24 protein-coding genes are annotated in these 26,713 nt (G+C 65.2%); 18 read left to right on the top strand and 6 right to left on the bottom strand.

The annotated features are described in order from the left end of the window. Nucleotides 1-150: 150 nt before the first annotated feature. Nucleotides 151-2,712 carry a trehalose-phosphatase gene (gene otsB, locus IEX78_RS17730; protein WP_188830083.1) on the bottom strand — a complete coding sequence of 854 codons (2,562 nt, stop codon included), beginning with the start codon at nt 2,710-2,712 and terminating at the stop codon, nt 151-153. Nucleotides 2,713-2,866: 154 nt separating this feature from the next. Continuing rightward, entirely contained in the window at nt 2,867-3,481 is a 615-nt protein-coding gene (gene kstR / locus IEX78_RS17725) for a cholesterol catabolism transcriptional regulator KstR (protein ID WP_188830082.1), read from the bottom strand. Nucleotides 3,482-3,576: 95 nt separating this feature from the next. Between kstR and IEX78_RS17720 the strand changes: the two genes are divergently transcribed. From IEX78_RS17720 to IEX78_RS17660, 12 genes are all read left to right on the top strand, one after another. After that, nucleotides 3,577-5,838, top strand: coding sequence for an acyl-CoA dehydrogenase family protein (locus IEX78_RS17720; protein ID WP_268240909.1), 2,262 nt, complete (start codon nt 3,577-3,579; stop codon nt 5,836-5,838). Nucleotides 5,839-5,854: 16 nt separating this feature from the next. Then, nucleotides 5,855-7,027, top strand: a complete 1,173-nt coding sequence (locus IEX78_RS17715; RefSeq protein ID WP_188830081.1) for an acyl-CoA dehydrogenase family protein — start codon at nt 5,855-5,857, stop codon at nt 7,025-7,027. Then, entirely contained in the window at nt 7,012-8,172 is a 1,161-nt protein-coding gene (locus tag IEX78_RS17710; protein ID WP_188830080.1) for an acyl-CoA dehydrogenase family protein, read from the top strand. The genes IEX78_RS17715 and IEX78_RS17710 overlap by 16 nt, the downstream gene beginning before the upstream one ends. Nucleotides 8,173-8,182: 10 nt before the next feature. Next, nucleotides 8,183-9,271, top strand: a complete 1,089-nt coding sequence (locus tag IEX78_RS24340; RefSeq protein WP_229684067.1) for a bifunctional MaoC family dehydratase N-terminal/OB-fold nucleic acid binding domain-containing protein — start codon at nt 8,183-8,185, stop codon at nt 9,269-9,271. Then, on the top strand, nt 9,268-9,654 hold the full coding sequence (locus IEX78_RS17695; RefSeq protein WP_188830079.1) for a MaoC family dehydratase: 387 nt from the start codon (nt 9,268-9,270) through the stop codon (nt 9,652-9,654). The genes IEX78_RS24340 and IEX78_RS17695 overlap by 4 nt, the downstream gene beginning before the upstream one ends. Then, the gene (locus IEX78_RS17690; RefSeq protein WP_188830078.1) at nt 9,651-10,835 is read left to right on the top strand and encodes a lipid-transfer protein; all 1,185 of its coding nucleotides are present in this window, start codon (nt 9,651-9,653) and stop codon (nt 10,833-10,835) included. Before IEX78_RS17695 ends, IEX78_RS17690 begins: the two co-directional genes overlap by 4 nt. Before the next feature lie 187 nt (nt 10,836-11,022). Beyond that, nucleotides 11,023-11,985 carry a cell division protein ZapE gene (zapE, locus tag IEX78_RS17685; protein WP_229684066.1) on the top strand — a complete coding sequence of 321 codons (963 nt, stop codon included), beginning with the start codon at nt 11,023-11,025 and terminating at the stop codon, nt 11,983-11,985. Nucleotides 11,986-12,099: 114 nt separating this feature from the next. Beyond that, entirely contained in the window at nt 12,100-13,032 is a 933-nt protein-coding gene (locus tag IEX78_RS17680; protein ID WP_229684065.1) for a DUF4129 domain-containing protein, read from the top strand. Further along, nucleotides 13,029-13,559 carry a hypothetical protein gene (locus IEX78_RS17675; protein ID WP_229684064.1) on the top strand — a complete coding sequence of 177 codons (531 nt, stop codon included), beginning with the start codon at nt 13,029-13,031 and terminating at the stop codon, nt 13,557-13,559. Before IEX78_RS17680 ends, IEX78_RS17675 begins: the two co-directional genes overlap by 4 nt. 23 nt (nt 13,560-13,582) lie before the next feature. Continuing rightward, nucleotides 13,583-14,545 carry an AAA family ATPase gene (locus IEX78_RS17670; RefSeq protein WP_188830076.1) on the top strand — a complete coding sequence of 321 codons (963 nt, stop codon included), beginning with the start codon at nt 13,583-13,585 and terminating at the stop codon, nt 14,543-14,545. Continuing rightward, nucleotides 14,542-15,816, top strand: coding sequence for a DUF58 domain-containing protein (locus IEX78_RS17665; protein ID WP_188830075.1), 1,275 nt, complete (start codon nt 14,542-14,544; stop codon nt 15,814-15,816). The genes IEX78_RS17670 and IEX78_RS17665 overlap by 4 nt, the downstream gene beginning before the upstream one ends. Beyond that, on the top strand, nt 15,813-16,283 hold the full coding sequence (locus IEX78_RS17660; RefSeq protein WP_188830074.1) for a hypothetical protein: 471 nt from the start codon (nt 15,813-15,815) through the stop codon (nt 16,281-16,283). The genes IEX78_RS17665 and IEX78_RS17660 overlap by 4 nt, the downstream gene beginning before the upstream one ends. A 31-nt stretch (nt 16,284-16,314) precedes the next feature. Here IEX78_RS17660 and chsH3 read toward each other — a convergent pair whose 3' ends face one another. Then, nucleotides 16,315-17,175: an enoyl-CoA hydratase ChsH3 gene (gene chsH3 / locus IEX78_RS17655; protein ID WP_188830073.1), complete on the bottom strand. Its 861-nt coding sequence runs from the start codon at nt 17,173-17,175 to the stop codon at nt 16,315-16,317. Further along, nucleotides 17,165-18,853 (bottom strand): 3-oxosteroid 1-dehydrogenase, encoded by a 1,689-nt coding sequence (kstD, locus tag IEX78_RS17650; protein ID WP_188830072.1) that lies wholly within the window; start codon nt 18,851-18,853, stop codon nt 17,165-17,167. Before kstD ends, chsH3 begins: the two co-directional genes overlap by 11 nt. Nucleotides 18,854-18,990: 137 nt before the next feature. Between kstD and IEX78_RS17645 the strand changes: the two genes are divergently transcribed. The 5 genes from IEX78_RS17645 to IEX78_RS17625 all read left to right on the top strand — a co-directional run bounded on the left by IEX78_RS17645 (nt 18,991) and on the right by IEX78_RS17625 (nt 23,868). After that, complete coding sequence (locus IEX78_RS17645) at nt 18,991-19,776, top strand: 2-keto-4-pentenoate hydratase (RefSeq protein ID WP_188830071.1); 786 nt, start codon at nt 18,991-18,993, stop codon at nt 19,774-19,776. 7 nt (nt 19,777-19,783) lie between these two features. Beyond that, entirely contained in the window at nt 19,784-20,686 is a 903-nt protein-coding gene (locus IEX78_RS17640) for an acetaldehyde dehydrogenase (acetylating) (RefSeq protein ID WP_188830271.1), read from the top strand. 11 nt (nt 20,687-20,697) lie between these two features. Beyond that, a complete protein-coding gene (dmpG, locus tag IEX78_RS17635; protein WP_188830070.1) occupies nt 20,698-21,720 on the top strand; it encodes a 4-hydroxy-2-oxovalerate aldolase in 1,023 nt (340 codons plus the stop codon). Nucleotides 21,721-21,962: 242 nt separating this feature from the next. Beyond that, nucleotides 21,963-22,889: an NADP-dependent oxidoreductase gene (locus tag IEX78_RS17630; RefSeq protein ID WP_188830069.1), complete on the top strand. Its 927-nt coding sequence runs from the start codon at nt 21,963-21,965 to the stop codon at nt 22,887-22,889. A gap of 52 nt (nt 22,890-22,941) precedes the next feature. Then, nucleotides 22,942-23,868 (top strand): AraC family transcriptional regulator, encoded by a 927-nt coding sequence (locus IEX78_RS17625; protein ID WP_188830068.1) that lies wholly within the window; start codon nt 22,942-22,944, stop codon nt 23,866-23,868. A 60-nt stretch (nt 23,869-23,928) separates the two neighbouring features. Here IEX78_RS17625 and IEX78_RS17620 read toward each other — a convergent pair whose 3' ends face one another. Together IEX78_RS17620 and IEX78_RS17615 are read right to left on the bottom strand one after the other, a co-directional pair. Then, on the bottom strand, nt 23,929-24,240 hold the full coding sequence (locus tag IEX78_RS17620; protein ID WP_188830067.1) for a hypothetical protein: 312 nt from the start codon (nt 24,238-24,240) through the stop codon (nt 23,929-23,931). Between the two features lie 2 nt (nt 24,241-24,242). Further along, nucleotides 24,243-25,391 (bottom strand): 3-ketosteroid-9-alpha-monooxygenase, oxygenase component, encoded by a 1,149-nt coding sequence (locus tag IEX78_RS17615; protein WP_188830066.1) that lies wholly within the window; start codon nt 25,389-25,391, stop codon nt 24,243-24,245. Nucleotides 25,392-25,549: 158 nt separating this feature from the next. Between IEX78_RS17615 and hsaA the strand changes: the two genes are divergently transcribed. After that, a complete protein-coding gene (gene hsaA, locus IEX78_RS17610; protein ID WP_188830065.1) occupies nt 25,550-26,713 on the top strand; it encodes a 3-hydroxy-9,10-secoandrosta-1,3,5(10)-triene-9,17-dione monooxygenase oxygenase subunit in 1,164 nt (387 codons plus the stop codon).

The raw sequence follows: 26,713 nt of genomic DNA, 5'->3' as shown, positions 1-26,713 counted from the left end.
GTTTCCGTTATAGCGTAGCAGGACAAGCGCTCAGTCGATAACCGGTTAGGTGGGGAAGACAAAACAAGATCACCAGGCTCTGAGGTAAACAAACGTCGAGTAGAAAAATCCCTCAGAGCCTGATGATCTTGGTGGGTTGGGTCCGCCTAGCTAGACCAGCACTTCCGCCGACTCGCTCAACAGCTGTGCGCAGCGGAGTAAGCCCAGGTGGCTGTACGCCTGGGGGTGGTTGCCCAGGCTGCGCTCGGCGACCGGGTCGTATTCCTCGCTCAGCAAACCCGTCGGGCCCGCCGCCGCGACGAGCTGCGCGAACAAGGCTTCCGCGTCGTCACGCCGACCGATCAGCAGATAAGCCTCAACCAACCAGGCCGCACACAGGTGGAAGCCGCCTTCGCCACCAGGCAGGCCGTCGTCATGGTGGTACCGGTAAACCGTTGCGCCGCTACGCAATTCGGCTTCGGTGGCGACGACCGTCGCGGCGAAGCGCGGGTCGGTCGGCTCGATCAAACCGCTGAGGCCAATCCACAGTGTCGCCGCGTCCAGGTCGGTGCCGTCGTAGGCCGCCGTGTAGGACTGCACCTCGTCGTTCCAGCCCTTGGCCTTGACTTCCTCGGCGATCTCTTCGCGCAGTGCGACCCATTCGGGGTCGACTGGGCGGTCGAACCGCCGCGCCAGGGTAAGCGCGCGGTCGACGGTGAGCCAGCCCATCACCTTCGAGTAAACGTGGTGGCGCGGGTTGCCGCGAATCTCCCAAATGCCGTGGTCAGGCTCACGCCAGCGCCGCTGCACCGCCGAAACCATCGCATGCACGAGTTCCCAATCGGCGTCGGGGAGCGCGTTGGGGCTGCCCTGACGTTCCCGCTCCTGCGCCATCGACGTGATCAGGTCGACGATCGGGCCGAACACGTCCAACTGCACCTGCATGTTCGCCGCGTTGCCAACACGCACCGGCCGCGAACCTGCGTACCCGGGCAGCAGGTCGATGACGGCCTCGGGCGGCAGTGTTTCGCCGTAGATCGTGTAGAGCGGGTGCAGGCGTTCCGGGCCAGCGAGCGTGGCGAGCACCTTGTGTACCCAGGTGAGGAATTCGTCGGCTTCGGTGAGCGAACCGAGTCGCACCAGCGACTGTGCGGTGAGCGATGCGTCGCGCAGCCAGCAGTAGCGGTAGTCCCAGTTGCGCACGCCGCCAATGTCTTCCGGCAGCGAGGTGGTTGCCGCAGCCAAGATCGACCCCGACGGGCGATGCACCAAGCCGCGCAAGGTGAGCGCAGAACGCTTCATCAGATCGCGCTTCAACGGCGGAAGGTGCAGTCCCGCAGCCCATTCCGACCAGTACTTCTCGGCTTCGGCGCGACGAGCTGGTTCGGGCGTCATCGACGGCGCGAGATCGGCGGTGCCGCACCGCAATTCGAGCACGACCGGACCTTCGGACGGGTCGACAACCGCCTTCGCGACCGTTGATGTGCCGTCGGAAATGATGTCCCACTCAACGCCCGGCGACCGCAAGACCATCGGATCGTTGGTGCCCTTGACCTTCAACCCGCTCGCGACCTTCTCCAGTCGCACAGCGACCTGGCCGAACTCCGGTTGCGGCGCGAACGTGACGACAGCCTTCGCGTCGCCGGTAATGACGCGCGTGAGGTCGGTGCGATTCGGCGCGACATCATGCGGCAGGTAATCGGTGACTTTCAAACTGGACCAACGGGTTTCGACGGTCATCGTGCCGTCGACGTAGCGCTGCGAAAGCGGCAAGCCGGGGCGCTCGGGCTCGACGGTGAAGTGGCCAGCGCTGTCGCCACCGAGCAGATGCGCGAAGACGGCGGCCGAGTCGGGTTCAGGGTGGCAGAACCAGGTGACGGTTGCGTCGGGGGTCAGCAGCGCGACCGAGCGCGGGCTCGCGAGCATCGAAAGGCGTTCGATGCGCGGCGCCGATGCGCCAGCCAGCCACATGCGACGCTCTTCGGCGAGGAACGCCAGCGCCTTCGCGACATCTTCAGTCGACGAAACCCGCAGCTTCGCAATGCTTTCGCCTTCACCGACTTTGATGCCGACGTCGGGGCCCGAAAGCACGCGGAACGCCTTCTCGTCAGTGACGTCGTCACCGAAAAAGACTGCTGCCGACGAACTTTCGTTGTGGCGGATGGTGTCGAGCGCGGTGCCCTTGTCGGTGGGGATAACCGCGAGTTCGATCACCGCTTTGCCCTCGGTGACCTGCACGCCAACCCACTTCGCCGCACCCTTGCGCACGGTATTGAGTGCGCGCCGCCCAATTTCGGGATCGGCGTTGCGCACATGCAGCGCGGCGCTCGCTGGCTTGGCTTCGACTGTCACGCCGGGGTTTTCGGCAGCGATCTTGTTGAACTCGGTGATGATTTCAGCGAGCAACTGCCGCGCGTCGTTGTCGATGGCATGCACGAAACCGACGTCGAACTCGGAGCCGTGACTGCCGATCAACTGCACCTCGACGGGCAGCCGCGACAGGGCGGCGAGGTCACGAAGCGCACGACCGGAAATGACCGCGGCGGTGGTGTTTGCCATGCCAGCAAGCGCACGTAACGCGCTCACCGATTCTCGTTGCGGAAAAGCTTTCGCCGGGTCATTGACGATGGGGGCGATAGTGCCGTCATAGTCCGAAGCAACCAGCAGTCGCGGCACGCGCGCGACCGAAGCCAGTGCACGGCGGACGTCCAAGGGCAGATCCTGTGCGCTCACGCATCCAACCTAGTGATGGGAGGGGATGTTTAGGGGGCGCGAAAAACAATACTGTGTTGCGAGAAGCTCGCAGACGGCGCGGCGGGTTGTGTCCGAGTCGACCCAGCGACTCACGTGCAAACCACAACCCCCGCGCTCGCGAGCGTAACGAAGGTTATTGGCGATCGCTCAGCAACAGGTCGACGGTGAGCTCAAGGCGAGCGGTGACGTCGGTCGCCGATGCGCGGCGGGTGAGCCACGCGACGAGGTTCGACAGCCACACATCCGAGATCACGCGGGCGATGGCGAGGTCGCGTTCGCTTGGTTCGCCGTCGCTCATCGCGCGGGCGAAAACGCGGTCCATGACCTTGCCGACGCGGTCGACCTCGGCCGCCGCTGACGCGTCAGCGAACATGAACGCGCGCGTCATCGCTTCGGTGAGCAACGGATCGCGCTGCATCATCCGGGTGATTTGGGTGAGCAGCGTGTGCATGCGCTCGGACGGACCGTCGCCGGGAAGTGGGCGGCGTTTGCCTTCGAACTGCTCGAACTCGCGGGCGAGCGCCGACACGAGCAGGTGCACCTTCGACGGGAAATAGCGGTAAAGCGTGCCGACCGCGACGTCGGCGCGTTCGGCGACCGCGCGCATCTGCACGGCGTCGTATCCACCCTTCGACGCGAGCGCGAGCGTGGCATCGAGGATGCGCTTGCGGCGTTCGCGTTGGGCCGTTGAACTCAGCTCGTCTTCCGACAGCGTCGTCACGGTGGGCGAAGTTGGGGGACTGTCCATCGCGGAACCCTTTCGTTGACTCTTGACTTCCACCCGGCCCAGATATTAGAACATGTTCTAGGTGTGCGAATCACGCCGGAAGGGCTGATTTTGCTGTGACCATCGCCACCACTGACGAGCATAAAGCCGCCGCCGCGTCCCTGCGGAGTTGGGCGAAAGGTGTGACGCCAATTGCAACGACGCGTGTCGACGGCACGCGGGGTTGGCGCAAGTATTGGGACGGGCTCACCGAGTTCGGTTTGTTCTCAGTCGCACTCGCGGAGTCGAGTGGCGGACTGGGTGGAACCGTCGCTGACCTGGCAGTGATGCTTGAGCAGACGGCTGACGACCTGGTCGGCGGACCGGTGTTACCAACGGCTTTGGGTCGGTTGGTTGCCAATGGCGTTGTCGCCGAGGGTGATCCGTGCGCTGTCGCGCTGACGGGTGACGCCAGCGCGACGCCGAGCGACGCTGGCTGGGTTGTGAGCGGCCGGTGGGAGTATGTCTACGGGGCCGATGAGGAGACGCAGGTCCTTGTTCCTGCTGGTGAGCAGTGGTTTTTGCTGCCCGCTGAGCAGCTTGAGATCACAGTGGTTTCGTCGGCTGATCGGACGATCGGGCTCGCGCATGTGGTCGCAACCGACGTATTCGTCCCCGCCGCAAGCACTTTCGCGCCGGAGTTCGACGTCGAAGACCTCTTCGTCGTCCTCGCCTCCGCCGAACTCGCTGGCATCGCGGGCTGGGCGCTGCGGACCGCCGTCGACTACGCCAAGGTGCGTGAGCAGTTCGGTAAGCCGATCGGCAGTTTCCAGTCGATCAAGCACTTGTGCGCGTGGATGCTGTGCCGGGCCGAGCTCGCGCAGGCCGTCGCCGCCGACGCCGCTGCCGCCTTCGACACCGATGAGCTCCCGATCGCGGCGGCCGTCGCGGCTGCTGTCGCGCTAGACGCGGCCGTCGACAACGTGAAAGACGCGATCCAGGTACTCGGCGGAATCGGCTTCACCTGGGAGCACGACGCCCACTTCTACCTGCGCCGAGCGGGCGCGTTGCGTCAGCTGCTTGGCGGTTCGTCGCGGTGGCGGGCGCGGGTTGCTGAGCTGAGCCGCGCGGGTCAGCGCCGGACAACGGGTGCGCGTCAGGTGTTGGGCGACCAGCTCGACGACGCGACGTTGGCGGCGGAGGTCGCTGCGATCGCGCGGCTGCCTACGCAGGTGGGTGCCGTCGACGGGCCGGCGGCGGGGCAGTCCGAGATACCGGCCGAGGCGGACCAGACGGGCGCTGAGGCTGCGGGGCGCTCAGCGAGTTCCCAGCGCGACGCCCTCGTCACGGCCGGGCTACTCATGCCCGACGCGGACCAGGCAGGCGCTGAGGCTGCGGGGCGGTCAGCTAGTCCCCAACGCGACGCACTCGTCAAAGCCGGGCTGCTCATGCCGCACTGGCCCAAACCCTATGGGCGCGAAGCGGATCCGCTTACCTCGATGCAAATCGCCGAAGCGCTGCGGGTCGCCGACATCGAGGTGCCCGAACTCGCCGTAGCGGGCTGGGCCATTCCGACGCTGCTGAAATGGGGTACGCCCGAGCAGGTCGAACGGTTCGTCTGGCCGACCCTGCACGGCGACGTCACCTGGTGCCAGCTCTTCAGCGAGCCCGGCGCGGGCAGTGACCTCGCCGCCCTGCGCACCACGGCTGAACGCGTCGACGGTGGCTGGGTTTTGCGAGGTCAGAAGGTGTGGACGTCGCTTGGGTCGGTCGCGGACTGGGGCATCTGCCTCGCGCGCACCGACCAGACAGTCGCCAAGCATCGAGGCATTAGCTACTTCCTCGTTGACATGCGCGCAGCGGGCGTCAATATTCGGCCGCTGATCCAAATCACCGGCGAAGACCGCTTCAGCGAAGTGTTCCTCGACGATGTGTTCGTGCCCGATGACGACCTGGTCGGCGGGCTCGGCGACGGGTGGAAGATCGCCCGAACCACCCTGTCGGCGGAGCGAGTTGCCATGGGCGGCGGCGGAATTGGCGGTGCGCTCGAAGCGCTACTTGCCGCGTTCGGGCCCGACAGCGAGCTACGCGAGGACCGCTTTGGCGCGTTCATCGCATCGCAAGTCGCGGGCACGCTGCTCGATCAGCGCATCGCACTCGCGACCGTCGCTGGTGCTGACGCGGGTGCGCAGGCGTCGGTGCGCAAGCTCGTCGGCGTGCGACACCGGCAAGACCTCGCTGAATACGCTTGGGAACTAACAGGTTTCGCGGGCGCGACAGAAACGCCCGAACTAAAGGAATTCCTGCTCACCCGCTGCCTGTCCATCGCTGGCGGCACTGAGCAGATCCTGTTGACAATGGCCGCCGAACGGATTCTTGGCCTCCCACGCGAGAGCTAGGTTTAGGGAGAACGACGTGGATTTCACCCGCGACGAAAGCGCCGATGCGGTAGCCGAAGTGGTCGTGAGCCTGCTTGAACGCACCGCGGCCCGCGACATGGACCTGTGGCCAGCACTGGTCGACTCGGGTCTGTTGGCGGTCGCTGTGCCGGAGAAGTTCGGCGGCGACGGCATGGGCTTGCCAGAGGTATCGGCGCTGGTCATGGAGTTGGCGCGCGACGCGGTGTGCGTGCCAGCGCTGACGACCTTGGCTTTGGGCGTGTTGCCGCTGGTAAACGCCGCCCTGCCTGACGACATCGCCGAACGCGTCTTCACCGACGTCATCAACGGCGCGATCGTCACCGCCGCCCTGCACGAGCCGGGCGCACCCTTTACTGCCACCCCCACAACACTCGCTACGGCGCACCCCGCCGAACACGCTGATGTCGCGCCCCCGAACTCTGCTTCCCCCCGGAGCGGCAGCTCCGTCATCGCTGAGTCAGTCGGCCCCGTTGCCAGTGGGACGCCGCACGGCCAGGGAACGGCGGCGGGTAGCTCTAGCGCGAGTCAGGTCGCGATGGTCGGCATCACCGGTCGCAAGGTTGCCGTGCCCTACGCCAACGAAGCGAAGTGGCTGCTTATCCCAACCAATGCCGGTGTGGCGCTGGTTGATTCGACCGCCGATGGGCTGCGCATCATTCCCAGCCCTTCCTCATCGGGCACCCCCGAAGCGACCGTCGTCCTCGACAACGTCGCTGCCACCCACCTGATCCCCGATCTGCTGCCAACCCTGCACCACACTGCCCTCGCGGCGATGGGCGCGGCGGCCGACGGCCTGCTCACCGGCGCGCTGTCGCTCACCGCCGAACACGTCCGCACCCGAAGGCAATTCGATCGACCGCTTGCCGAGTTCCAAGCGGTCGCCCAACAGGTCGCTGACCTCTACGTCGTCTCGCGCACCCTGCACGTCGCTGCCGAAGCGGCGTGCTGGTGCAACGCGACTGCCGAGGACCTCGACATCGTCGCCTACTGGGCCGCCGATCAACTCCCGCGTGCCATGCAGAGATGTCACCACCTGCATGGTGGACTCGGCGTCGACATCTGCCACCCTATGCACCGCTACTACTCGCAAGCCAAAGACCTCGCCCGCCAGCTCGGTGGCGCTGACCTGCGGCTCGACCTGTTAGGAGCAAGATGTTCCCTGAGCTGACGCCAGAGCAAACCCAGCTTCGCGCTGAATTGCGTTCGTACTTCGCCACTCTCGTCACCGACGAAGAACAGGCGGCGATGGCCGTCGACCGGCATGGCGACGCCTACCGTGCCGTCGTCCGCCGCATGGGCACCGACGGTTGGCTTGGCGTCGGGTGGCCAAAAGAGTTTGGCGGCCAGGGTTTTGGCCCGATGGAACAGCAGATCTTCTTCAACGAGGCGGTGCGCGCCGACGTGCCGCTCCCACTCGTCACGTTGCTGACCGTCGGCCCGACGTTGCAGGTTTACGGCACCGACGAGCAGAAGCGAAAGTTCTTGCCGGGCATCCTGTCTGGCGACGTGCACTTCGCGATCGGCTACTCCGAACCCGAAGCGGGCACCGACCTCGCCGCCCTCCGCACCACCGCGGTGCGCGATGGCGACGAGTGGGTGATCAACGGCCAGAAGATCTTTACGACCGGCGCGCACGAAGCCGATTACGTCTGGCTCGCCTGCCGCACCGGCACCCCCGAATCGCGACACCGAGGCATCACCATCCTCATCGTCGACACGAAAGACCCCGGTTACTCGTGGACACCGATCATCACCTGCGACGGTGCGCACCACACCAACGCGACCTATTTCGACGACGTCCGCGTCCCGGTATCGATGCAGGTAGGGGAGGAAAACCGAGGCTGGCGACTAATCACGACCCAGCTCAATCACGAGCGGGTGAGCCTCGGCCCGTCGGGCAAGATCGAGCAACTGTATGACCGGCTGCGCGACTGGTCGGCCGCGCACGACGTTCTCACCGAACCGGCAGTCCAACGCGCGCTCGGCAAGGTGCGAACCATGGTGCGGCTCAACGAATTACTTAATTGGCAGGTTGCCGCAGCCGATCCAGCAGCGGCGCAAAACGAAGTGATTGCCGACGCGTCAGCGACCAAAATCTTCTCCACCGAATCGCTGCAAGAAGCGGGTCGGATCACCGAAGAGATCATCGGCCGCTACGGCGACCCCGCCGACGAAACCACTGCTGACCTGCTCACTTGGCTTGACCGCCGCACCAAACAGAACCTCGTCGTCACCTTTGGCGGTGGCGTGAACGAGATCATGCGTGAACTGGTCGCGACGGCGGGCCTCGCCCTGCCGCGCGTGCCGCGCTGAAAGGACTCCCGTGCTAGAGAAAGCGCTGACCGAGCTGATCGCGGCGGGTGCGTCGACGCCGCGCTCGGGTCGCGACCCGGTCAATCAGCCGATGATCAACAACTGGGTCGAAGCGATTGGTGAAACCAATCCGATCTACGTCGACAAAGCCGCAGCTCAGGAGGCGGGTCACGCTGACATCGTCGCGCCCCCCGCGATGGCGCAGGTGTGGACGATGAACGGCTTGCACGGCACCCGCGCCGCCGACGACCCACTCGGCTTGGCGACGCAACTCCTCGACGAGGCAGGTTTCACGTCGGTAGTCGGCACGAACTGCGAGCAGACCTACCACCGCTACCTGCACCCCGGCGAGGAAGTGACGGTCACGTCGCGCCTAGCGGAGTTCAACGGCCCCAAGCGAACCGGGCTCGGCGAAGGATGGTTCCTCACGTTCCTGACCACGTGGTCAGTGGGCGACGAGGTGGTCACGGAAATGCTGTTCCGCATCCTGAAATTCGCCCCGCGCACGGAGGAAACCGCAGCAACTACGAACTCCGCGACACCTCCGGCCAGCGCCTCATCCGCCGTGACCGCACCGGCAGCCGCGACCGCCCCGGCAGCCGCGACCGCCCCGACTGCGGCCCCGACTGCGGCGACGGCCTCGGCTACCCCGATATCTGACGGCGTCCCAAGCGCGGAAGTCGGGCCGACCCGAGATTTCCCAGCGGCACCTGCGGCGCGCGTTAGCCCGGTGATCTCGAAAGACACCGAATTCTTTTGGGCCGGAACGAAACTCGGTGAGCTGCGCATCCAACAACTCCCCGACGGCACCCTCCGGCACCCACCGATCCCCGCCCTCGGCCAGCCCGAAACCGACTACATCGTGGCAACCGGCGAAGGCACCGTGTTCAGCTTCGTCGTCCACCACGCACCCCCGGTTCCCGGCCGTGACCTGCCGTTTGTCGTCGCGCTCGTCGAGTTGCCGGAAGGCGTCCGCATGCTCGGCGAACTGCGGGGGGTCGCACCCGACGACGTCACGATCGGTACCTCCGTCACCGTCGCGTTCGAAACCCTGGCCGACGGCACCGTCCTGCCCTACTGGAACGCGAGCCACGCATGATCGACATCGGCACCACCCTCCCCGAATTGACGATCCACGCTGACCCAACCTTCGTGATCAGCACGGCCATCGCCACCCGCGACTTCCAAGACGTCCACCACGACCGCGACAAAGCGCGCGAGCGGGGTTCGAAGGACATCTTCGTCAACATTCTCACCGACACCGGCCTCGTTCAGCGGTTCGTCACCGACTGGGCTGGCCCGACGGCGCGCATCAAGTCGATCGCGCTGCGCTTGGGGGTTCCGCTGTATTCCGGTGACACGCTTGTCCTTTCGGGCACCGTGACCGGCAAAGACGGCAACGACATCACCATCGACGTCCGCGGCCGAGACAGTCTCGGCGAACACATCACCGCGACAGCGGTAGTTGAGGTAGCCGCATGAGCACCCTGTCTGGCCGCACCCTGTCTGGCAACGCGGCCATCGTCGGCATCGGCGCGACGGATTTCTCGAAGGATTCAGGTCGAAGCGAACTGCGACTTGCCGCCGAGGCGGTCACGGCCGCGCTGCACGACGCGGGCCTGACCCCCGACGACGTCGACGGCCTCACGACCTTCACGATGGACACCAACACGCAGGCGGCGGTCGCTCGTGCTGTCGGCATCCCGAGCCTAAAGTTCTTCTCGCACATCGGGTATGGCGGCGGGGCGGCCTGCGCGACCGTGCAGCAGGCGGCGATGGCCGTCGCGACCGGGGTCGCCGACGTTGTCGTCGCCTACCGCGCGTTCAACGAACGCTCCGGCGCGCGCTTCGGCCAGTTCTCGCCCGCGCTCGCGGCAGCGCCCACTTCGTCGGGCGTTGACGCGGGCTGGGCCTATCCACAGGGGCTCGGCACGCCAGCGGCGCAGGTCGCGATGGTCGCGCGTCGGTACATGCACGTCACCGGCGCGACGAGTGCCGACTTCGGCGCGGTCGCGGTTGCCGATCGCAAGCACGCCGCGGTCAACCCTAACGCGTTCTTCTACGAAAAACCGATAACCCTTGAGCAGCACCAGAATTCGCGCTGGATCGCCGAACCGCTGCACCTGCTCGACTGCTGTCAGGAGTCCGACGGTGGTGTCGCGATCGTTGTCACCAGCGTCGAACGTGCGCGCGACCTCCCGCAACGCCCCGCGGTGATCGCCGCCGCCGCTCAGGGCAGCGGCGCTGACCAGTACGTGATGACCAGCTACTACCGCGATGCGATGACCGGCCTGCCCGAAATGGGCTTGGTCGGCGACCAGTTGTGGGCGCAGAGCGGACTTCGAGCAACCGACATGCAAGCGGCCATCCTGTATGACCACTTCACGCCATTTGTCCTGATGCAGCTGGAAGAACTTGGCTTCTGCGCGCGCGGGGAAGCGAAGGATTTCATTGCGGATGGCGCAATCGAGCTCGGCGGTCGACTACCGCTGAATACGCACGGCGGGCAGCTCGGCGAGGCTTACATTCACGGCATGAACTGCATCGCCGAAGCGGTGCGTCAGATTCGCGGGACGTCGGTGAATCAGGTCACCGACCTGGACCGAATCGTCGTGACAGCGGGCACCGGCGTCCCCACTTCCGGATTGGTGCTTACAGCGTAAAGTAGGAGGGCGAACAATATCGCCACGAATTTATTTGTGACACCTCACAATTGCGTGCGTGAATTTCGCCAGTGGCAAATTCGCATTCGCAATTATGCGCGAAGTTGACCGGCGACGAGCGACGTTGCTCACGTTTGGTGCTACCCAATCGTGAGCCAAGCTAAAACAGTTTCAGCAACGACAGCTGATGACTGGGGTAGCGATGACGTTCAACGCGGTGACACTCGACGCCGATCAACAGGCCGCGCTCAGCGCGCTCACGGCATTGCTCGACCGGCACGGCCGCGCTCGCCGCAAGCAGCGCGGCCTGTACCTGCACGGTCGGCCTGGTCGCGGCAAGACGATGGTGATGGACCGCTTTTTCGCCGACGTGCGAACCGCGGGCAAACGCCGCTTCCACTTCCACACGTTCTTCGCCGCGCTGCACGAACGAACGCACGCGACGGGTTCGATCGAAACGGCGGTCAGCGAGTTGCTTGGCGACACGGAACTGGTGTGTTTCGACGAGTTTCACGTCAACGACATCGGCGACGGCATGCTCATCGCACGCATGCTCGACGTGCTGTTCGCCCGCAAGATTGTCCTGGTTGTCACGTCGAATCAGCCACCACAGGGGCTACTGCCGAACCCGCTTTTCCACGACCGTTTCGTGCCGACGATCGAGCGAATCCTGTCCCACGTCGACGTGCTTAGTCTCGACGGCCCGCTCGATTACCGCACGATCGGCACCCAGCGCGACAGCGGCTTCCTCGCTGGCCACTACCTGCTCGACGAAACCGCACGTCCGGGCACACTCTGTGTCGAAATCGGCAATGGCAGAACGGTTTTCGCTACCGAAGCGACCGACGATGCCGTCGCCTTCACCTTCGAGCAACTCTGTGGCACTCCAACCAGCGCCGCCGACTACCTCCGGCTAACCGCCCGCTTCAAACGGTGGACGCTGCGTGGCGTTCCGCTGTTGCGCGACGTGCCCCTCGATCACGCGATGCGCCTCGTGAACCTCATCGACGTGCTCTACGACGCCGATCTGCCAACCACAATCGCTGCCGCCGCACTGCCGAAAGAATTAATAGCCGATGTGCATGCGCTACCGGATCTAGCGCGTACCGCTAGCAGACTTGGTGAGCTAAAAGTGGGTGTTTCTAACTAGTTTTACTCGCGAGTAACCCTAATATCGCCATTTACTCCCGGGGCGCTCGCTCGCCATGTAACTATGTGGCTGTTTTGTGAAGCTTCGGGGTTTGGCGGTAATGCAGTGATCGGGGTGAATCAACCTATTACGCGAGCGGTCGTCGTGATCGTGTTGGTCGCTGCGGCCACGTTCGCGTTGAGCGGCACCATGCCCGGAGCAAGCAATCGCACTGAGCACGCGTCGCCCCTTCTCGTCGCGGTGATGCCCGTGCTGCTGCTCGTTTCGGTCGTCATCCTCGTTGCCGGGGTCATCGCAAGCCAGCACCGACTGCCGCTCGCGATGCCGGTTGCCGAACACGACGCTATGCCCGCGTTCCAGTGGCGCAGGCTCACCGTCCTCGGCCCGGTGCTCGTCGCGACGGTCTCGCTCGTCTTCGCGGGTGGCGTCACCTGCCTGTTCCTGCTGCCTGGCGCACGCGGGCCGATCCAGCCAAGCGCGGAAACCGTCGCCGAAGGCTCGGGTCCGGTGCCAACGCCAGCCGATTCGATCACCGCCGACCCCGGTCCGGGCGCGTCCGAACTCACCGGCACCGCGCTGTTCATCGCGGTCGGGCTCGCGCTCACGTTGATCGGCCTGTCGTTGATCGGGCTGCTCGTCGTCGCGATTGCCGCGCGACGCAAGCCAATTCCCGCGCCCACGCCGGTTGAAGAACCGACGAACACCGACGTCGACTCGCTCACCCGCGCCGCCGAAATGGGCCTCGCCGCGATCAACATGTCCGGCCAGGACCCGCGCACCGCGATCATCGCCTGCTACGCCGCGATGGAACGCGGCCTCTCCAGCGACAACGCCGCCCGCCCGCAGGCATCGGACACCCCGATGGAAGTGCTCGCGCGCGCGTTTGAAAGTGGCGTGCTGCACGACGCGTCGGCCCGCGAGTTGGTCGCGCTGTTCGAAGAAGCCCGCTTTAGCCCGCACTCGATGCTTGAGTGGCAGCGCATGCGCGCCGAGCAGCTACTTCGCATCGTCTTGGCCGATCTCCAGCGAAGGTTGGTGCCCGCATGATCACGGTGACGCAGGAAGTTGAAGCGCCCCCAGCGAATCGGAAGGCGATGGCGATCTGGGCCATCATCATCGTTGTCGCGATCGAAGCCGCGCTCGCGGTCTTCGCGCCGACGATGGTCGGTCTTGCCGTCGGCGCGCCCGTCGCGATCGTGCTGTGCTCGCTTGTCTGGTCGATGCGCTACCGCGTGATTCGGGAAGCACCGCTGCCCGAGTACATCGACAACGGTCCCGCCGAAATGCTCGACCGCTGGCAAGCACGCGCCCAAATGTTGACCGCGCGCGCCGACGGCACGCGCGCCGACTGGGACCGACACCTTCGGCCACTGCTGGCCAAGGAATTTGAGTTGTCCACCGGTATGCGGATCTCCAAAGACCGCAAAGCCACCGAAGCCGCAGGGCAGTTGCAGTTCGGACCCGAACTGTGGCGATGGGTGGATCCGGCGAACGCGGCGTTGCGTGACCACACCGGTCGCGCACCCGGTAGAGCGGCACTGGACGAGATCCTGCGCCGCCTACAGACCATGTGATGTGAGGGGTTAGAGGCGAGACGATGACAATCCCGTTGAATGCGACCGTCCAACGCTCCGACGCGGTGTTGCGCGAGCTGGGTCGGGTCGTGGTCGGCAAACGCGATGAGATGCAACTCATCATGATCGCGGTGCTGTCGGGTGGGCATGTCCTGATTGAGGACCTGCCCGGACTGGGCAAGACCCTGATCGCGCGCTCGTTCGCGGCCGCGCTCGGGTTGGATTTCACGCGCGTGCAATTCACGCCCGACCTGCTGCCCGCCGACCTGCTCGGCTCCACGATCTATGACATGTCGTCGGGCCGGTTCAACTTCCGACGCGGGCCGGTTTTCACCAACTTCCTGCTCGCCGACGAGATCAACCGCACCCCGCCGAAGACCCAGGCCGCGCTGTTGGAAGCGATGGCCGAAGGTCAGGTGTCGATCGACGGTGAGACGTTCCTGCTGCCGCAGCCGTTCATCGTGTTAGCCACCGACAACCCGATCGAGTACGAGGGCACCTACCCGCTGCCCGAGGCCCAGCTCGACCGGTTCGCGATTCAGCTGCGGCTCGGGTACCTCTCGGAGACCGATGAGACGACGATGATTCGCCGTCGCCTTGAGCGTGGCGCGACATCGCCGCAGGTGCAGCAGGTCGTTGACGCCCAGGGTCTGATGGAGATGCGCCAGGCGGTCGAGTTCGTGACGGTGCATCCCGACGTGGTGAGTTACGTTGTCGCCCTTGCTACCGCGACCCGTAACCACCCGCAGGTCGAGGTTGGCGCGTCGCCGCGTGCCGAGTTGGACCTGGTGCAGATGTCACGGGCGCGCGCGCTGCTGCTTGGCCGCGACTACGTGATTCCCGAAGACGTCAAGGCACTCGCCGTCCCCGCGATGGCCCACCGCATCACCTTGCGCCCCGAGATGTGGGTGCGACGGATTCGCGGCGAGGACGTCATCGGCGAACTGCTGCGTCGACTCCCGGTTCCCCGCGCGACGAGCACATGAGACATCGCGACGAATCGCGGTCGGTCGAGGTCGAACTACGGTGGCGGCCAGCGCCGCTCGTTTTCATCCTCGCCGGGTGCGCTGCCGTCGCGCTCGTCGTCGCCGTCGTGCGCGGACAGTGGCAGTTGGTCATCTTCGCCGCGCCCATGCTCGGCGTGCTCGCGACCGCGCCCTTCCAACAGGCACGCACGCGCGTGCAGGTCGACGGCAGCGGGACCGTGCGGTGCTTTGAAACCGAAGAGGTGCACAGCAGCATCGCGGCCTTCGTTGAAGAAGGTCACGCGCTGTTGCGGATGACGGCGCTGCCGATCAAAGGCATGGAACTGACCGTCGAGGAAGCGCACGATTCCGGCGGCGCGCCCGCAGGACTTGAGCTCGCGGTTTCGGCCGCGCGCTGGGGGCGCTACCCGGTGACAGTGAAGGTGTCGGCCTTGAGTCCGGCCGGGCTCGCTGTCGCGACGGCGGAAGTGCCCGCGGCGCAGGTTTTCGTCTATCCGATCGCCGATCCGCATCGAATGCGCTTGCCGCGCACCGAACTTCCCGATCGCATCGGTACGCACCTCACCCGTCGGCATGGGCCGGGCGTTGAGTACGCCGACATCCGCGCGTACGCGCCGGGCGACCAGCTGCGCACGGTGAACTGGCCGGTTTCGGCGCGACGTGGCCGGTTGTACATCACCGAGCGATTCACGAACCGGTCGGCGGATGTTGTTGTGCTAGTTGATACTTCGCAGCAGGCACCCGGTCCAGCGTCGGCGTCGCTTGAACTTTCGGTGCGTGGCGCCGCCCAGGTTGTGCAGTCGACGTTGCAGGCGGGTGACCGCACGGCCGTGGTCTGCCTCGGCGAACAACCGCGCTGGTTGCGTCCCGACATCGGCCGCAGGCAGTTCTACCGCATCGTCGACACCGTGCTTGGCGTTGGCGACGAGCACGTCGAAACCACCGGCACGTTGGCCCCGCACGCGGCGGTGCCGATTGGCGCGATCGTTGTCGCGTTTACGACTTTGCTCGACACCCAGTTCGCCTTGGCCCTCATTGACCTGCGCAAACGCGGTCACGTGGTAGTCGCTGTCGACGTCCTGCGCGGCACGCCGTTCGCCGAAGGACTCGACGACACGATGGCGAAGATGTGGCAGTTGGAACGGGCGGCGATGTACCGGGACATGGGCACGGTCGGCGTCGATATCATCGCGTGGCCGGAGGATACGAGGTTGGATCAGGCGATGAAGTTGCTGCCGGAGCGGCGGCGGACGGTGCGGGTGCGTCGATGACGCGATTTCTCGCCCTGCTTTCCGGGCTGCTGCTCGTTGCCGCTGTCGCGTTGGTGAATCCGCTCGCTGGGGTGGTTTCGCTCGCGTTGGTGATCGCCAGTTGGTGGTACCGGACGGCGGCTGTTGTCGCGGTGCTCGTGGTAATCGCGGCTATCGCGTTTTCGGACGACGTCGGCGTAATTGCCGCTGCGGCAACGGGATTGGTCGCGACAACGTACCTGCTGAACGCGGCGGTGCTGCATGCGCCGGAAGGTGTCGTGCCGACGACGATTCCGTCGGTTGGCGGCGCGATTTTGTTTACGATCGCGGCGGCGACAGCGGCGCTTGTCCCGGTTGAGCTGATGTGGGCACCGCTGGCGGCGCCGGTGTTGATCGTGCTGATTTACGCGGTGGTGATCGCCGGCTTGGCTGGGCGCAAGCCGGTGGTTGAAGCTCCCGAGTCGGCGAAGGCCGACCAGGCTGGTTGAGGCGCGCTGATTAGCGCGCCTCAACCGCTGGTCACGCGATACGCAACACCACGTCGCTGAGGACCGGTGCGTCTTCCCGTTCCACCACCGTCACGACGGCGGTGAGCTCGTTTCCGTCCTGCCACACCCGCGTCCGTAGGGTTTCGCCCGGATACAGCACGCCCGCGAAGCGAGCGCGGAACGCTGCGACGCGAGCCGGGTCGCCGTCAACGAACGCATCCGTCATGGCCTTCGCGACCACACCGTACGTGCACAAACCGTGCAGGATCGGCGCGGGGAAGCCTGCCTTGGCCGCGAATTCCGGGTCGCTGTGCAGCGGGTTGCGGTCGCCGCAGAGGCGATACAGCAGGGCTTGCTGGGGGAGCGTCGGGGTCAGTAGCTCCGCATCCGGGGCGCGGTCGGGGAGTTCTGTCTTCGCACTCGGGCCGCGTTCGCCGCCGAAACCACCTTCGCCTCGCGCGAAGATCGACGAGCGCGCCGTCCACAGTGGCTCGCCATCTTCATCGACCACGGTCTGTTCCTGCACGATTACCGCGTTCGCGCCTTTGTCCCAGAGCTCGCTGATGCGGCCGGTGCTCGACGCTTTGCCCGTCGCGGGGATCGGCCGGTGGACAACCACTTCCTGGTGGCCGTGGACCACATTCGCGAGGTCGATGTCGATGCCGGGGAACTGCACCTTCGGGGCTTCGGTTTCGCCCAAGGTCGGCGCTACTGTCGCGAAAGTGGGAAGGACACACGGGGTTTCGTCGGCCAGGTAGCGCAACTCGGTCGGGTCGAGCGGGCGTGCGCCCGCGCCGATGCCGAGGTGGTAAAGCTGCACGTCGGTCGCGGTCCACGCGAAGGTGCGCGCGGGAAGTTCCGCGCCGAGAGCCAGTTGGGGATCAATGGGCATGGATCTTGCCCTCCTTCTTCGCGAGGATGTCGAGAACGGCGAGGTAGCCGAACACGATCGCGGGGCCAATCGTCGCGCCGGGGCCCGCGTAGGTGTGGCCCATCACCGGTGAACTGGTGTTACCCGCCGCGTAGAGGCCGTCGATCGGCGAATCGTCTTCGCGCAGTACGCGTCCCGCTGTATCGGTGACAAGGCCACCCTTCGTGCCAAGGTCGCCGGGCACCATTTTCGCAGCGTAGAACGGCCCATGCGACAGCTCGGCCAGACACGGGTTCGGCTTCACCGTCGGGTCGCCGTAGTAGCGGTCGTAGTGGCTGTCGCCGCGCCCGAAGTCCTCATCCTTACCGGATGCGGCAAAGCCGTTGAACCGCTGCACAGTTGACGCGAGCGAGTCAGCGGGCACGCCGATGCGGTCGGCGAGCGCCTCGATGGTGTCGGCCTTCACGATGTTGTCGTTCTCCATCCAGCGCGACGGAATCTTTTGTCCCGGTTGCAAACCCGCGAAGATGTAGCGGTCGCGGTAGCGCTGATCGAAAACGAGCCACGCGGGGATGTTTTCGCCCGGCCCTTCGCCCTGGCCGTACTTGCCGCCATACATCGTGTGTACGGCTTCGACGTAGGGCGCCGACTCGTTGCCGAACCGCTCGCCGCGGTCGTTGACCATGATGGTGCCCGGCAGGTTGCGCTCAGCCAGCGCGAACCACGGTTTGCCGGCCTTGAAAGTCGTTGGGCCCCACCAGGAGTCCTCCATGAAGTCGACCGCGCCACCGATCGCCAAACCGGCCGCGATTCCGTCGCCGGTATTCGTGACCGCGCCGGTTGTCCACTCAGTGCCGATCGGCGCGCGCTGGTATTTCGCGCGCATCTCCGCGTTGTGCTCGAACCCGCCGCTAGCAAGGACGACGCCGTGTCGCGCGGTGAACGTGACCGGCTCGCCATTGCTAAGCGCCTTGACCCCGGTCACGCGCCCATCCGACATCACCAACTCGGTCAACGCGGTATCAAGCAGCACCGGAACGCCCGCGTCGAGCAGCCCTTTTCGCATCGCCGCGATGATCGCCTGTCCCATCCCGAGCAGGTGCTTTCCTGTTGCCTTCGCCCAGTACGTGCGCGCGCCAACGCGCAGCGCCCGCATGATCCCCTTCGGGTGACGACGGATGAGGTTGAGGCGAACGAAGTCGGCCTGGGTGACGACCACGTTCAGTGGAGCCTTCGCGTACGGCGGTGCGAGGTTGGCCAGTTCGGGCCCAAGTACCTTGGCGTTGAACGGTTTTGGTTCGCACGAGCGTCCGCTGCCACGTCCGCCCGGCGCTTCGGGATAGTAGTCGGAATAGCCCGGCACCCAGGTCATTTTGAGCGGGCTGTGGTCGAGCACGAAGTCGAACGCCTCAGCGCCGCGATCGAGGAACGTGTCGATCTTTTCGGCAGGCACAACGTCGCCGATGATGCTGTGGAGGTAGGTCCGCGCGTCGTCGCGATCGTCGGGTTGGCCCGACGCGCGCAACGCCTTGTTGCCCGGAATCCACACGCCACCGCCTGACCGCGCCGTCGATCCGCCGTAGTAGGGCGCCTTCTCCAACAACACCACGCTCAGCCCGCGATGTGCCGCGGTGAGCGCGGCGGTCATTCCGGCGGCGCCGCTGCCGACAACCACCACATCGTATTCCCGATCACTCATGTAGAACACGTTATAGAATCAGGGCGCGTTTGCGCTATGTTGTCTGGAAGAAGGGCTGATATTTGGCCCGGCAACCCGTTACAGTTTTGGTGTTCGGCCGACTCCGGCCGGCACGCCTGTTGTCTTAGGAGGTCCGCGTGCTTTCTGACGCGCTGCGTTCCGAGCTCGCCGATGAATTGGCTCGCGCCGAAACCGACCGGGTCGCCGTGTCGCCGCTGGTCGATCGCCATCCCGCCATCGACGTGGTCGACGCCTACGAGATCCAACTACTCAATATCCAGCGCAAACTCCGCGCGGGCGCGAAAGTCGTTGGCCACAAGGTCGGGCTGTCGTCGCTGGCGATGCAGCAGATGATGGGCGTCGATGAACCCGACTACGGCCACCTGCTCGCCGACATGGAGGTGTTCCAGGACCGGCCAGTGGATACGTCGCGGTACCTGTTGCCGCGCGTCGAGGTGGAAGTGGGTTTCGTGCTGGGCGAAGACCTTCCAGGCGAAGACTGCGCCGAGGCAGACGTGCTCGCCGCCACCGTCGCCTACGCGCCCGCGATCGAACTCATCGATTCGCGCATCACCGACTGGAAAATCGGTCTCGCCGACACCATTTCCGACAACGCGTCGTCGGCTGGCTTCGTGCTCGGCACCGAACGCGTCGCGCCCGCTGACATCGACATCACCGCCATCGACGCCGTCCTTACCCGCAACGGCGAGGTCGTTGCGGAAGGTCGCAGCGACGCGGTGCTCGGCGATCCGCTGATCGCGGTCGCATGGTTGGCGCGCAAGGTCGCGAGCTTTGGCGTGCGGCTGAAGGCGGGCGACATCGTGCTGCCCGGGTCGTGCACACGCGCCATCGACGCGCGCCCAGGCGACGACTTCACCGCCGACTTCACCGGACTCGGTTCGGTCCGTTTGTCTTTCGCATGAGGAGTGCATCGTGAATAGCCCCGTCACCGCCGCGATCGTCGGATCCGGCAACATCAGTACCGACCTGCTGTACAAGCTGCTGCGGTCGGAGTCGATCGAGCCGCGCTGGATGATCGGCATCGACCCCGATAGCGAGGGGCTCAAGCGGGCTCGTGGGCTCGGGCTTGAGACGTCCGCTGAGGGTGTCGACTGGTTGCTCGCCCAAGCCGAGAAGCCGGACCTGGTCTTCGAAGCGACGTCGGCGTATGTGCATCGCGCCGCCGCTCCGCGCTATGCGGAGGCGGGGATTCGCGCGGTCGACCTCACGCCCGCCGCCGTCGGGCCTGCCGTTGTCCCGCCGGTGAACCTCGACTCGCTGCTTGATGCGCCCAACGTCAACATGATCACTTGCGGTGGCCAGGCAACGATTCCGATCGTCGCCGCCGTGTCGCGGGTGGTGCCGGTCGCGTACGCGGAGATCGTCGCGTCGGTGTCGTCGGTGTCCGCCGGGCCCGGTACCCGTGCGAATATCGACGAGTTCACCAAGACCACGTCGCGCGGTGTCGAGACCATCGGCGGCGCGGAGCGTGGCAAGGCGATCATCATCCTGAACCCGGCCGAACCGCCAATGATCATGCGCGACACCATCTTCTGCGCGATCCCCGAAGACGCGGATCAGGCGGCGATCAGCGCGTCGATCCACCGCATGGTCGCCGATATTCAGCAGTACGTTCCCGGATATCGCCTGCTCAACGAGCCGCAGTTCGACGAGCCGTCGGTCGTCTCGGGCGGGCTGGCGAAGGTTTCGGTGTTCGTTGAGGTCGAAGGCGCTGGCGACTTCCTGCCGCCGTACGCGGGCAACCTCGACATCATGACCGCGGCGGCCACGCGCGTCGGCGAAGTCATTGCCGCCCAGATTCTTTCGGTGTGAGGAGCTTTCCGATGGTCTATTCCGATTCCCTTGACATCCGCATCACCGACACGTCGCTGCGCGACGGCTCGCATCACAAGCGGCACCAATTCACCGCCGAAGAGGTGCGCGACGTCGTCGCCGCGCTCGACGGTGCTGGCGTGCCGGTCATCGAGGTGACCCACGGCGACGGCCTCGGCGGCTCGTCGTTCAACTACGGTTTCTCGCGGACCCCTGAGCAGGACCTCATCAAGATCGCCGCCGAAACGGCGCGCGACGCGAAGATCGCCTTCCTCATGCTTCCCGGTGTCGGGGTGAAGGAAGACATCAAGATCGCGCAGGGCAACGGGGCGTCGATCTGTCGGATCGCGACGCACTGCACCGAGGCGGACGTGTCGATCCAGCACTTCGGTTACGCCCGTGACCTGGGGTTAGAGACCGTTGGCTTCCTGATGATGTCGCACACGCAGCCGCCGGAGTTCCTGGCGAAGCAGGCGCGGATCATGGCCGATGCGGGCTGCCAGTGCGTGTACATCGTCGACTCGGCGGGCGCCCTTGTGCTTGAGCAGGTGTCGGATCGCGTTGCCGCGCTGGTCGCGGAACTGGGCGATGACGCCCAGGTCGGCTTCCACGGCCACGAGAATCTTGACCTCGCCGTCGCGAACTCGGTATACGCGGTGCGCGCTGGCGCGACCCAAATCGACGGCAGCGCAAGGCGATTCGGTGCGGGCGCGGGCAACACCCCGGTCGAAGCCTTCGTTGGCGTTTGCGACAAGTTGGGCGTGAAGACCGGCATCGACTTCTTCGCGATCGCGGATGCGGCCGAGGATGTGGTGCGCCCGATCATGCCGCAGGAGTGCTTGCTTGACCGTCAGGCGCTGATGATGGGCTACGCGGGTGTGTACTCGAGCTTTTTGAAGCATGCTGAGCGTCAGGCCGAGCGATATGGCGTGAGCGCGGCGGAAATGCTGGTTCGCGCGGGCAAGCGGAAGCTGGTCGGCGGTCAGGAGGACCAGCTGATCGATATCGCGCTGGAATTGCAGCGGGAGCGCTAGTTCGATCAAGATCACCAGGCTCTCAGGTAAACAAACGTCGAGAAGGAAAATCCCTCAGAGCCTGGTGATCTTGTTTTGTGCGGGGTCACGTGACGAATTGAGTGGCTCCAACTGTGTCGATTCGCAGCGCGAGACGCCTGGACAAAAAGGGGAGACTTCAGGCCATTCATCGTCTTGGTTCCGGCCTCTAACGTTATTGGTGTCAGCACATGAGCTGACCAAAGACGCAGGAGGACAAGGCGATGCGCGCGATCGTTCAGCAGGTTTTCGGTGGACCCGAGGTACTTGAGGTCGTTGAGGTTGAGCGGCCGACGGCTGGTCCCGGCGAAGTTGTCGTTCGGGTGGCCGCGAGTGGGGTGAACCCCGTTGACGTCGCGGTGCGATCGGGCGCTTTCCCTCTCCTTGGCGAGCCTTCGTTCACGCTCGGCTGGGATATCGCGGGAACTGTCGTTGAGGTCGGCGAAGGCGTCGACTTCGCGATCGGTGACGAGGTATTCGGCATGCCGCGCTTCCCCGCAGCAGGTAACGGTTACGCCGAATACGTCGCCGCGCCCGCTTCGCATTTCGCGCTGAAGCCGACCGCGTTGTCGCAGGTAGAGGCGGCGGCGGTGCCGTTGGTCGCGCTGACCGCCTGGCAAGGATTGGTTGAGGGTGCGGGCGTCAAGGAAGGCGACCGGGTGCTCATCCACCGCGCGGCCGGTGGCGTTGGCCATTTGGCGGTGCAGATCGCGAAGGCGCGGGGTGCGTATGTGATCGCGCTTGCGTCGGCGGAGAAGCACGATTTCGTGCGGTCGCTTGGGGCTGATGAGGTAATCGATTACCGCACAGTCGATTTCACTGAGGTTGTCGACAAGATCGACGTGGTTGTCGACTCGGTCGACGACGGAGCTCGCTCGCTGACGGTCTTGAACCCCGGCGGCGCGCTGGTGACCATCACGCAGCACCGCGATGCGGAATTGGCTGACTTGGTGACTTCCGCCGGCAGGCGATTCGTTGGCACGTCGGTGGACGCGGACGCCCCTGGCTTGCCGGAGGTCGCGGCGTTGTTGGAGTCGGGCGCACTTCGGGTCGAGGTCGCCGCGACGTTCCCGCTGGAAAAAGTGGCCGCCGCCCACGAGCTGGTTGCGACGGGAAGGACGACGGGCAAGGTGGTGTTGACCGTGGCGTGAGGGAGGATCGTGCTCACGTGGCAACGATCGGCGGATCGGATCGGAGTTAGACGTGGATGTGCTTAGTGAAGCGGTCGCTTCCATGCGAACCGGCGCACCCAAATCCGTGCGCACCGACGGCCGCGCGCAGTGGGCGCTCAAGTTGCCTGATGGTGTTGGCTGCGGGTTTCACGTTGTGCTGCAAGGCAATTGCTGGATCTATCCGACCCGCGACTCCTCCCAGCCGGTTCCGCTCACCACCGGTGACGTGATCTTCCTTCGCGATAGCTCCGGCCACGTCCTCGCCGACCACCCGTCGACCCAACCAGAAGTCCCACGCGAGGATCAGTTCACGAATCTGCCGCCCGTCGGTTCGTGTCAGCTGGGCGGCGATGGCGAGCGAACCAGCCTGCTGTGCGGCAACTACCAACTCGACCATGTCCGCCCGCACCCGATCCTCCGCCAACTGCCCGAGTTCATCCACCTCCCGGCCGACGCCGCACGAAACCCGCAGCTCACCGCGGCAATCGGGCTGCTCACGGCCGAGGTGGAAAACCCGGGCATCGGGTCGCGGGCGATCGTCAGCGGGCTCATTGACGCGCTACTGCTCTACATCCTGCGCGCCTGGGTCGAGCTACAACCGCGTACGGAAGCCGTCGGGTGGGCGGCGGCGTTGCGCGATCCGTCGGTTGCTCCGGCGTTGGCGATCATGCACACCGACCCGGCCGCGGCGTGGACGGTGCAATCTCTCGCTGACCATGTCGGTCTGTCGCGCGCCGCCTTCGCCCGCAAGTTCACGACGATGGTTGGCGAGCCGCCGCTGTCGTACCTGACCCGCTGGCGGTTGACGACGGCGGCGAAACACCTGCGCGAGGAAACCCTCCCGATCCCGACCATCGCGACAATGACGGGTTACAGCTCGGAATTCGCCTTCGGGAAGGCGTTCAAACGCGAGTACGGTCTCCCGCCAGGCCAGTACCGCCGCTTAGCTGTCGCCTGAGCACGCTGTGATGGCGGCAACGTGCGAGTAGCTTTCGCCACCAGAGCGTGTTGATCTTGATCAGTCCTGCGTAAGCACACCCTCGTCGACCGCCCACGCGATCGTCTTCTCCAACGACGGGCACGAATCGGGACGGCCCGGAGCGCCCAGTCGCGCGAAAACCGGGCACACATCGGCCGGGCGGTCCGTCCACTGAATCGACGTCTGATGCTCGCTCGCTTTACGCACCAAAACCTGCGCTGAACAGGTCTGACACCGCAGTGGCGTCAGACCTTCGTCCAGGTAATGTCGCCGATCGTCGCTGGTCTGGGCCTCCACCGCCGCACGCCGCTCGGGCTGATCGGCGAAATCCGGCGCCTTGGCCCATGCCATGACTACCCGACCTCGGCTTCGGCCTTACGCCGCAGATTCTCGGCGACCTCGGCCTCCCATGCCTGGTTGGCTTTGGTTGTGTCGACTTCGAATTCGAAGCGTTGCGTCATCTTTTCGGTGACGTCGGCGGCGTTGACGTAGAACTGCTCGTACCAGCGGCGCAGCTGGTAGACCGGGCCGTCCTCCTCACACAGCAGCGGGTTGTCGACCTTGGACTTGTTCTTCCAAATCTCGACGTCCTGCATGAACCCGTCGCCAAAGAATTCCGCCATCGATTCGGCGAGCTTCTGCGCGGTCGCGTCGTCAATTCCCTTGGGCTTCTCCACGATTAGCCCGTACTGCAGCACGAAGGAATCCTGGGTGACCGGGTAGTGGCAGTTGATCAGCACCACCTTGATCTCGTAACCGCCGTAGCTGTTGACCAGCGGGTTGATCATGTATGACGGACCAAAGTACGACGCTTCGGACTTCAACAAAGTCTCGCCGCCGTACTTCGCCGCCATGCCAATATCGGGCCTGCCCTTAGTCTCCAAGAATTGCGTGGCCACATGGCCTTCGAACACATTCTTGAAGTACGTCGGGAACGCGTAGTGGATGTAGAAGAAGTGCGCCATGTCGACCACGTTGTCGATGATCTCGCGGCAGTTCGCGCCCTCGATCAGCATGGAATTCCAGGTCCACTGCGTCCAACCGTCGGCAAGGACATTCCCGTCGGGGTAGGCGTCGGGGATGGCCGGGATGGTCACGTCCGGCGGATTGCCTTCGTGGTCATGCCAAATGAACAGCTGACCGTTGCGTTCCAGCGTCGTCCAGCGCCGCGTCCGCGCGAGCGGCGGCACCCTGCGCGCGTAGGGGATCGACGTGCATTTCCCCGACGCGCCCCAGCGCCAATCGTGGAACGGGCACGCGATGTCGTCGCCCTTGACCGAGCCCATGCTCAGGTCGCCACCCATGTGCCTGCAGTAGGCGTCGAGGACCTGGATGTCGTCGTTGCTGTCGGTCCAGACGACGAGCTTGGTGCCGAAGATCTCGACCGCGTGCGGCTTGCCGTCGCGAAATGTCTTCGCCAAGCCAACGCAGTGCCAGCCGCGCGCGAACCGTTTCGGTGCCGTGCCGACATCGAGTTCCCTCACCTTGGGGTTGACTGTCATCCCGAACCCTCCTTCTTCACTAGAACACGTTACAAAACGTGTTCGCTTCACGCTAGCGGTCTTGCGCTGTACTTGTGCGGATCTTCTCGACAGAAACAAGAACCTGTTCTAATCTCAGAGACGATACGAACCGGCTGACAACAGGAGCGGGCTCCCAAATGACGCAAGAAGTGACCGAACGGGTCGAGGCCCTCCTCCCCACCCTGCGCGAACGCGCGCAAGAGGCCGAAGACCTGCGCAAGCTCCCCGAAGAATCCGTCAAGGCCCTGCAGGAGACCGGATTCTTCCGGCTGTTGCAGCCCAAGCAGTGGGGCGGCCTCGCCGCCGACCCCGTTGTTTTCTACGACACCGTTCGCAAGATCGCGAGCGCGTGCGGGTCGACGGGCTGGGTCGCTGGCATCATCGGCGTCCACAACTGGCACCTCGCGCTGTTCGATCAGCAAGCGCAAGAAGAGGTTTGGGGCGAAGACACCGACGTCCGCATCTCCTCGTCGTACGCGCCGATGGGAGCGGGCCAGGCCGTCGACGGCGGGTACGTGGTGCGCGGATCGTGGGCGTGGTCGTCGGGTTCGGACCACGCGAGCTGGGTCGTCGTCGGCGGTCCGGTGATCAAGAACGGCAAGCCGGTCGACTTCGGCAGCTTCCTCATTCCCCGCAGCGAGTACCAGATCAAGGACGTGTGGGACGTTGTCGGCCTGCGCGGCACCGGCTCGAATACTGTTGTCGTCGAAGACGTTTTCGTTCCTTCGCACCGGTTCTTGAGCTTCCGCGCGATGAGCGAAGGCCGTGCGCCTGGCCTCGCGAACAACACCGACCCGGTGTACCGGATGCCTTGGGGCACAATCCATCCCACCACGATCTCGGCGCCCATCGTCGGCATGGGCTACGGCGCGTACGCGGCGCACGTCGAGCATCAGGGCAAGCGGGTGCGCGCGGCGTTCGCTGGCGAAAACGCGAAGGACGACCCGTTCGCGAAGGTGCGCGTCGCCGAGGCTGCCAGCGATATCGACGCCGCGTGGCGTCAGCTTTCCGGCAACGTCGCCGAGGAGTACGCACACCTGCTCGCGGGTGAGGAAGTGCCGTTTGACCTGCGCGTTCGTGCTCGCCGCGATCAGGTGCGCGCCACCGGCCGCGTGATTTCCTCGATCGACAAGCTCTTCGAATCCTCCGGAGCCACCGCGCTCGCGAACGGCACACCGCTGCAACGCTTTTGGCGCGACGCGCACGCCGGTCGCGTGCATGCGGCCAACGATCCCGAGCGCGCGTACGTGATGTACGGGACGCACGAGTTCGGCCTGCCGATCACCGACGCGATGGTGTAG

Source organism: Nocardia camponoti (assembly GCF_014646135.1).
Classification (GTDB): domain Bacteria; phylum Actinomycetota; class Actinomycetes; order Mycobacteriales; family Mycobacteriaceae; genus Nocardia; species Nocardia camponoti.
The sequence above is the reverse complement of the archived record's forward strand: the minus strand, read 5'-3'. Positions and strand labels throughout refer to the sequence as shown.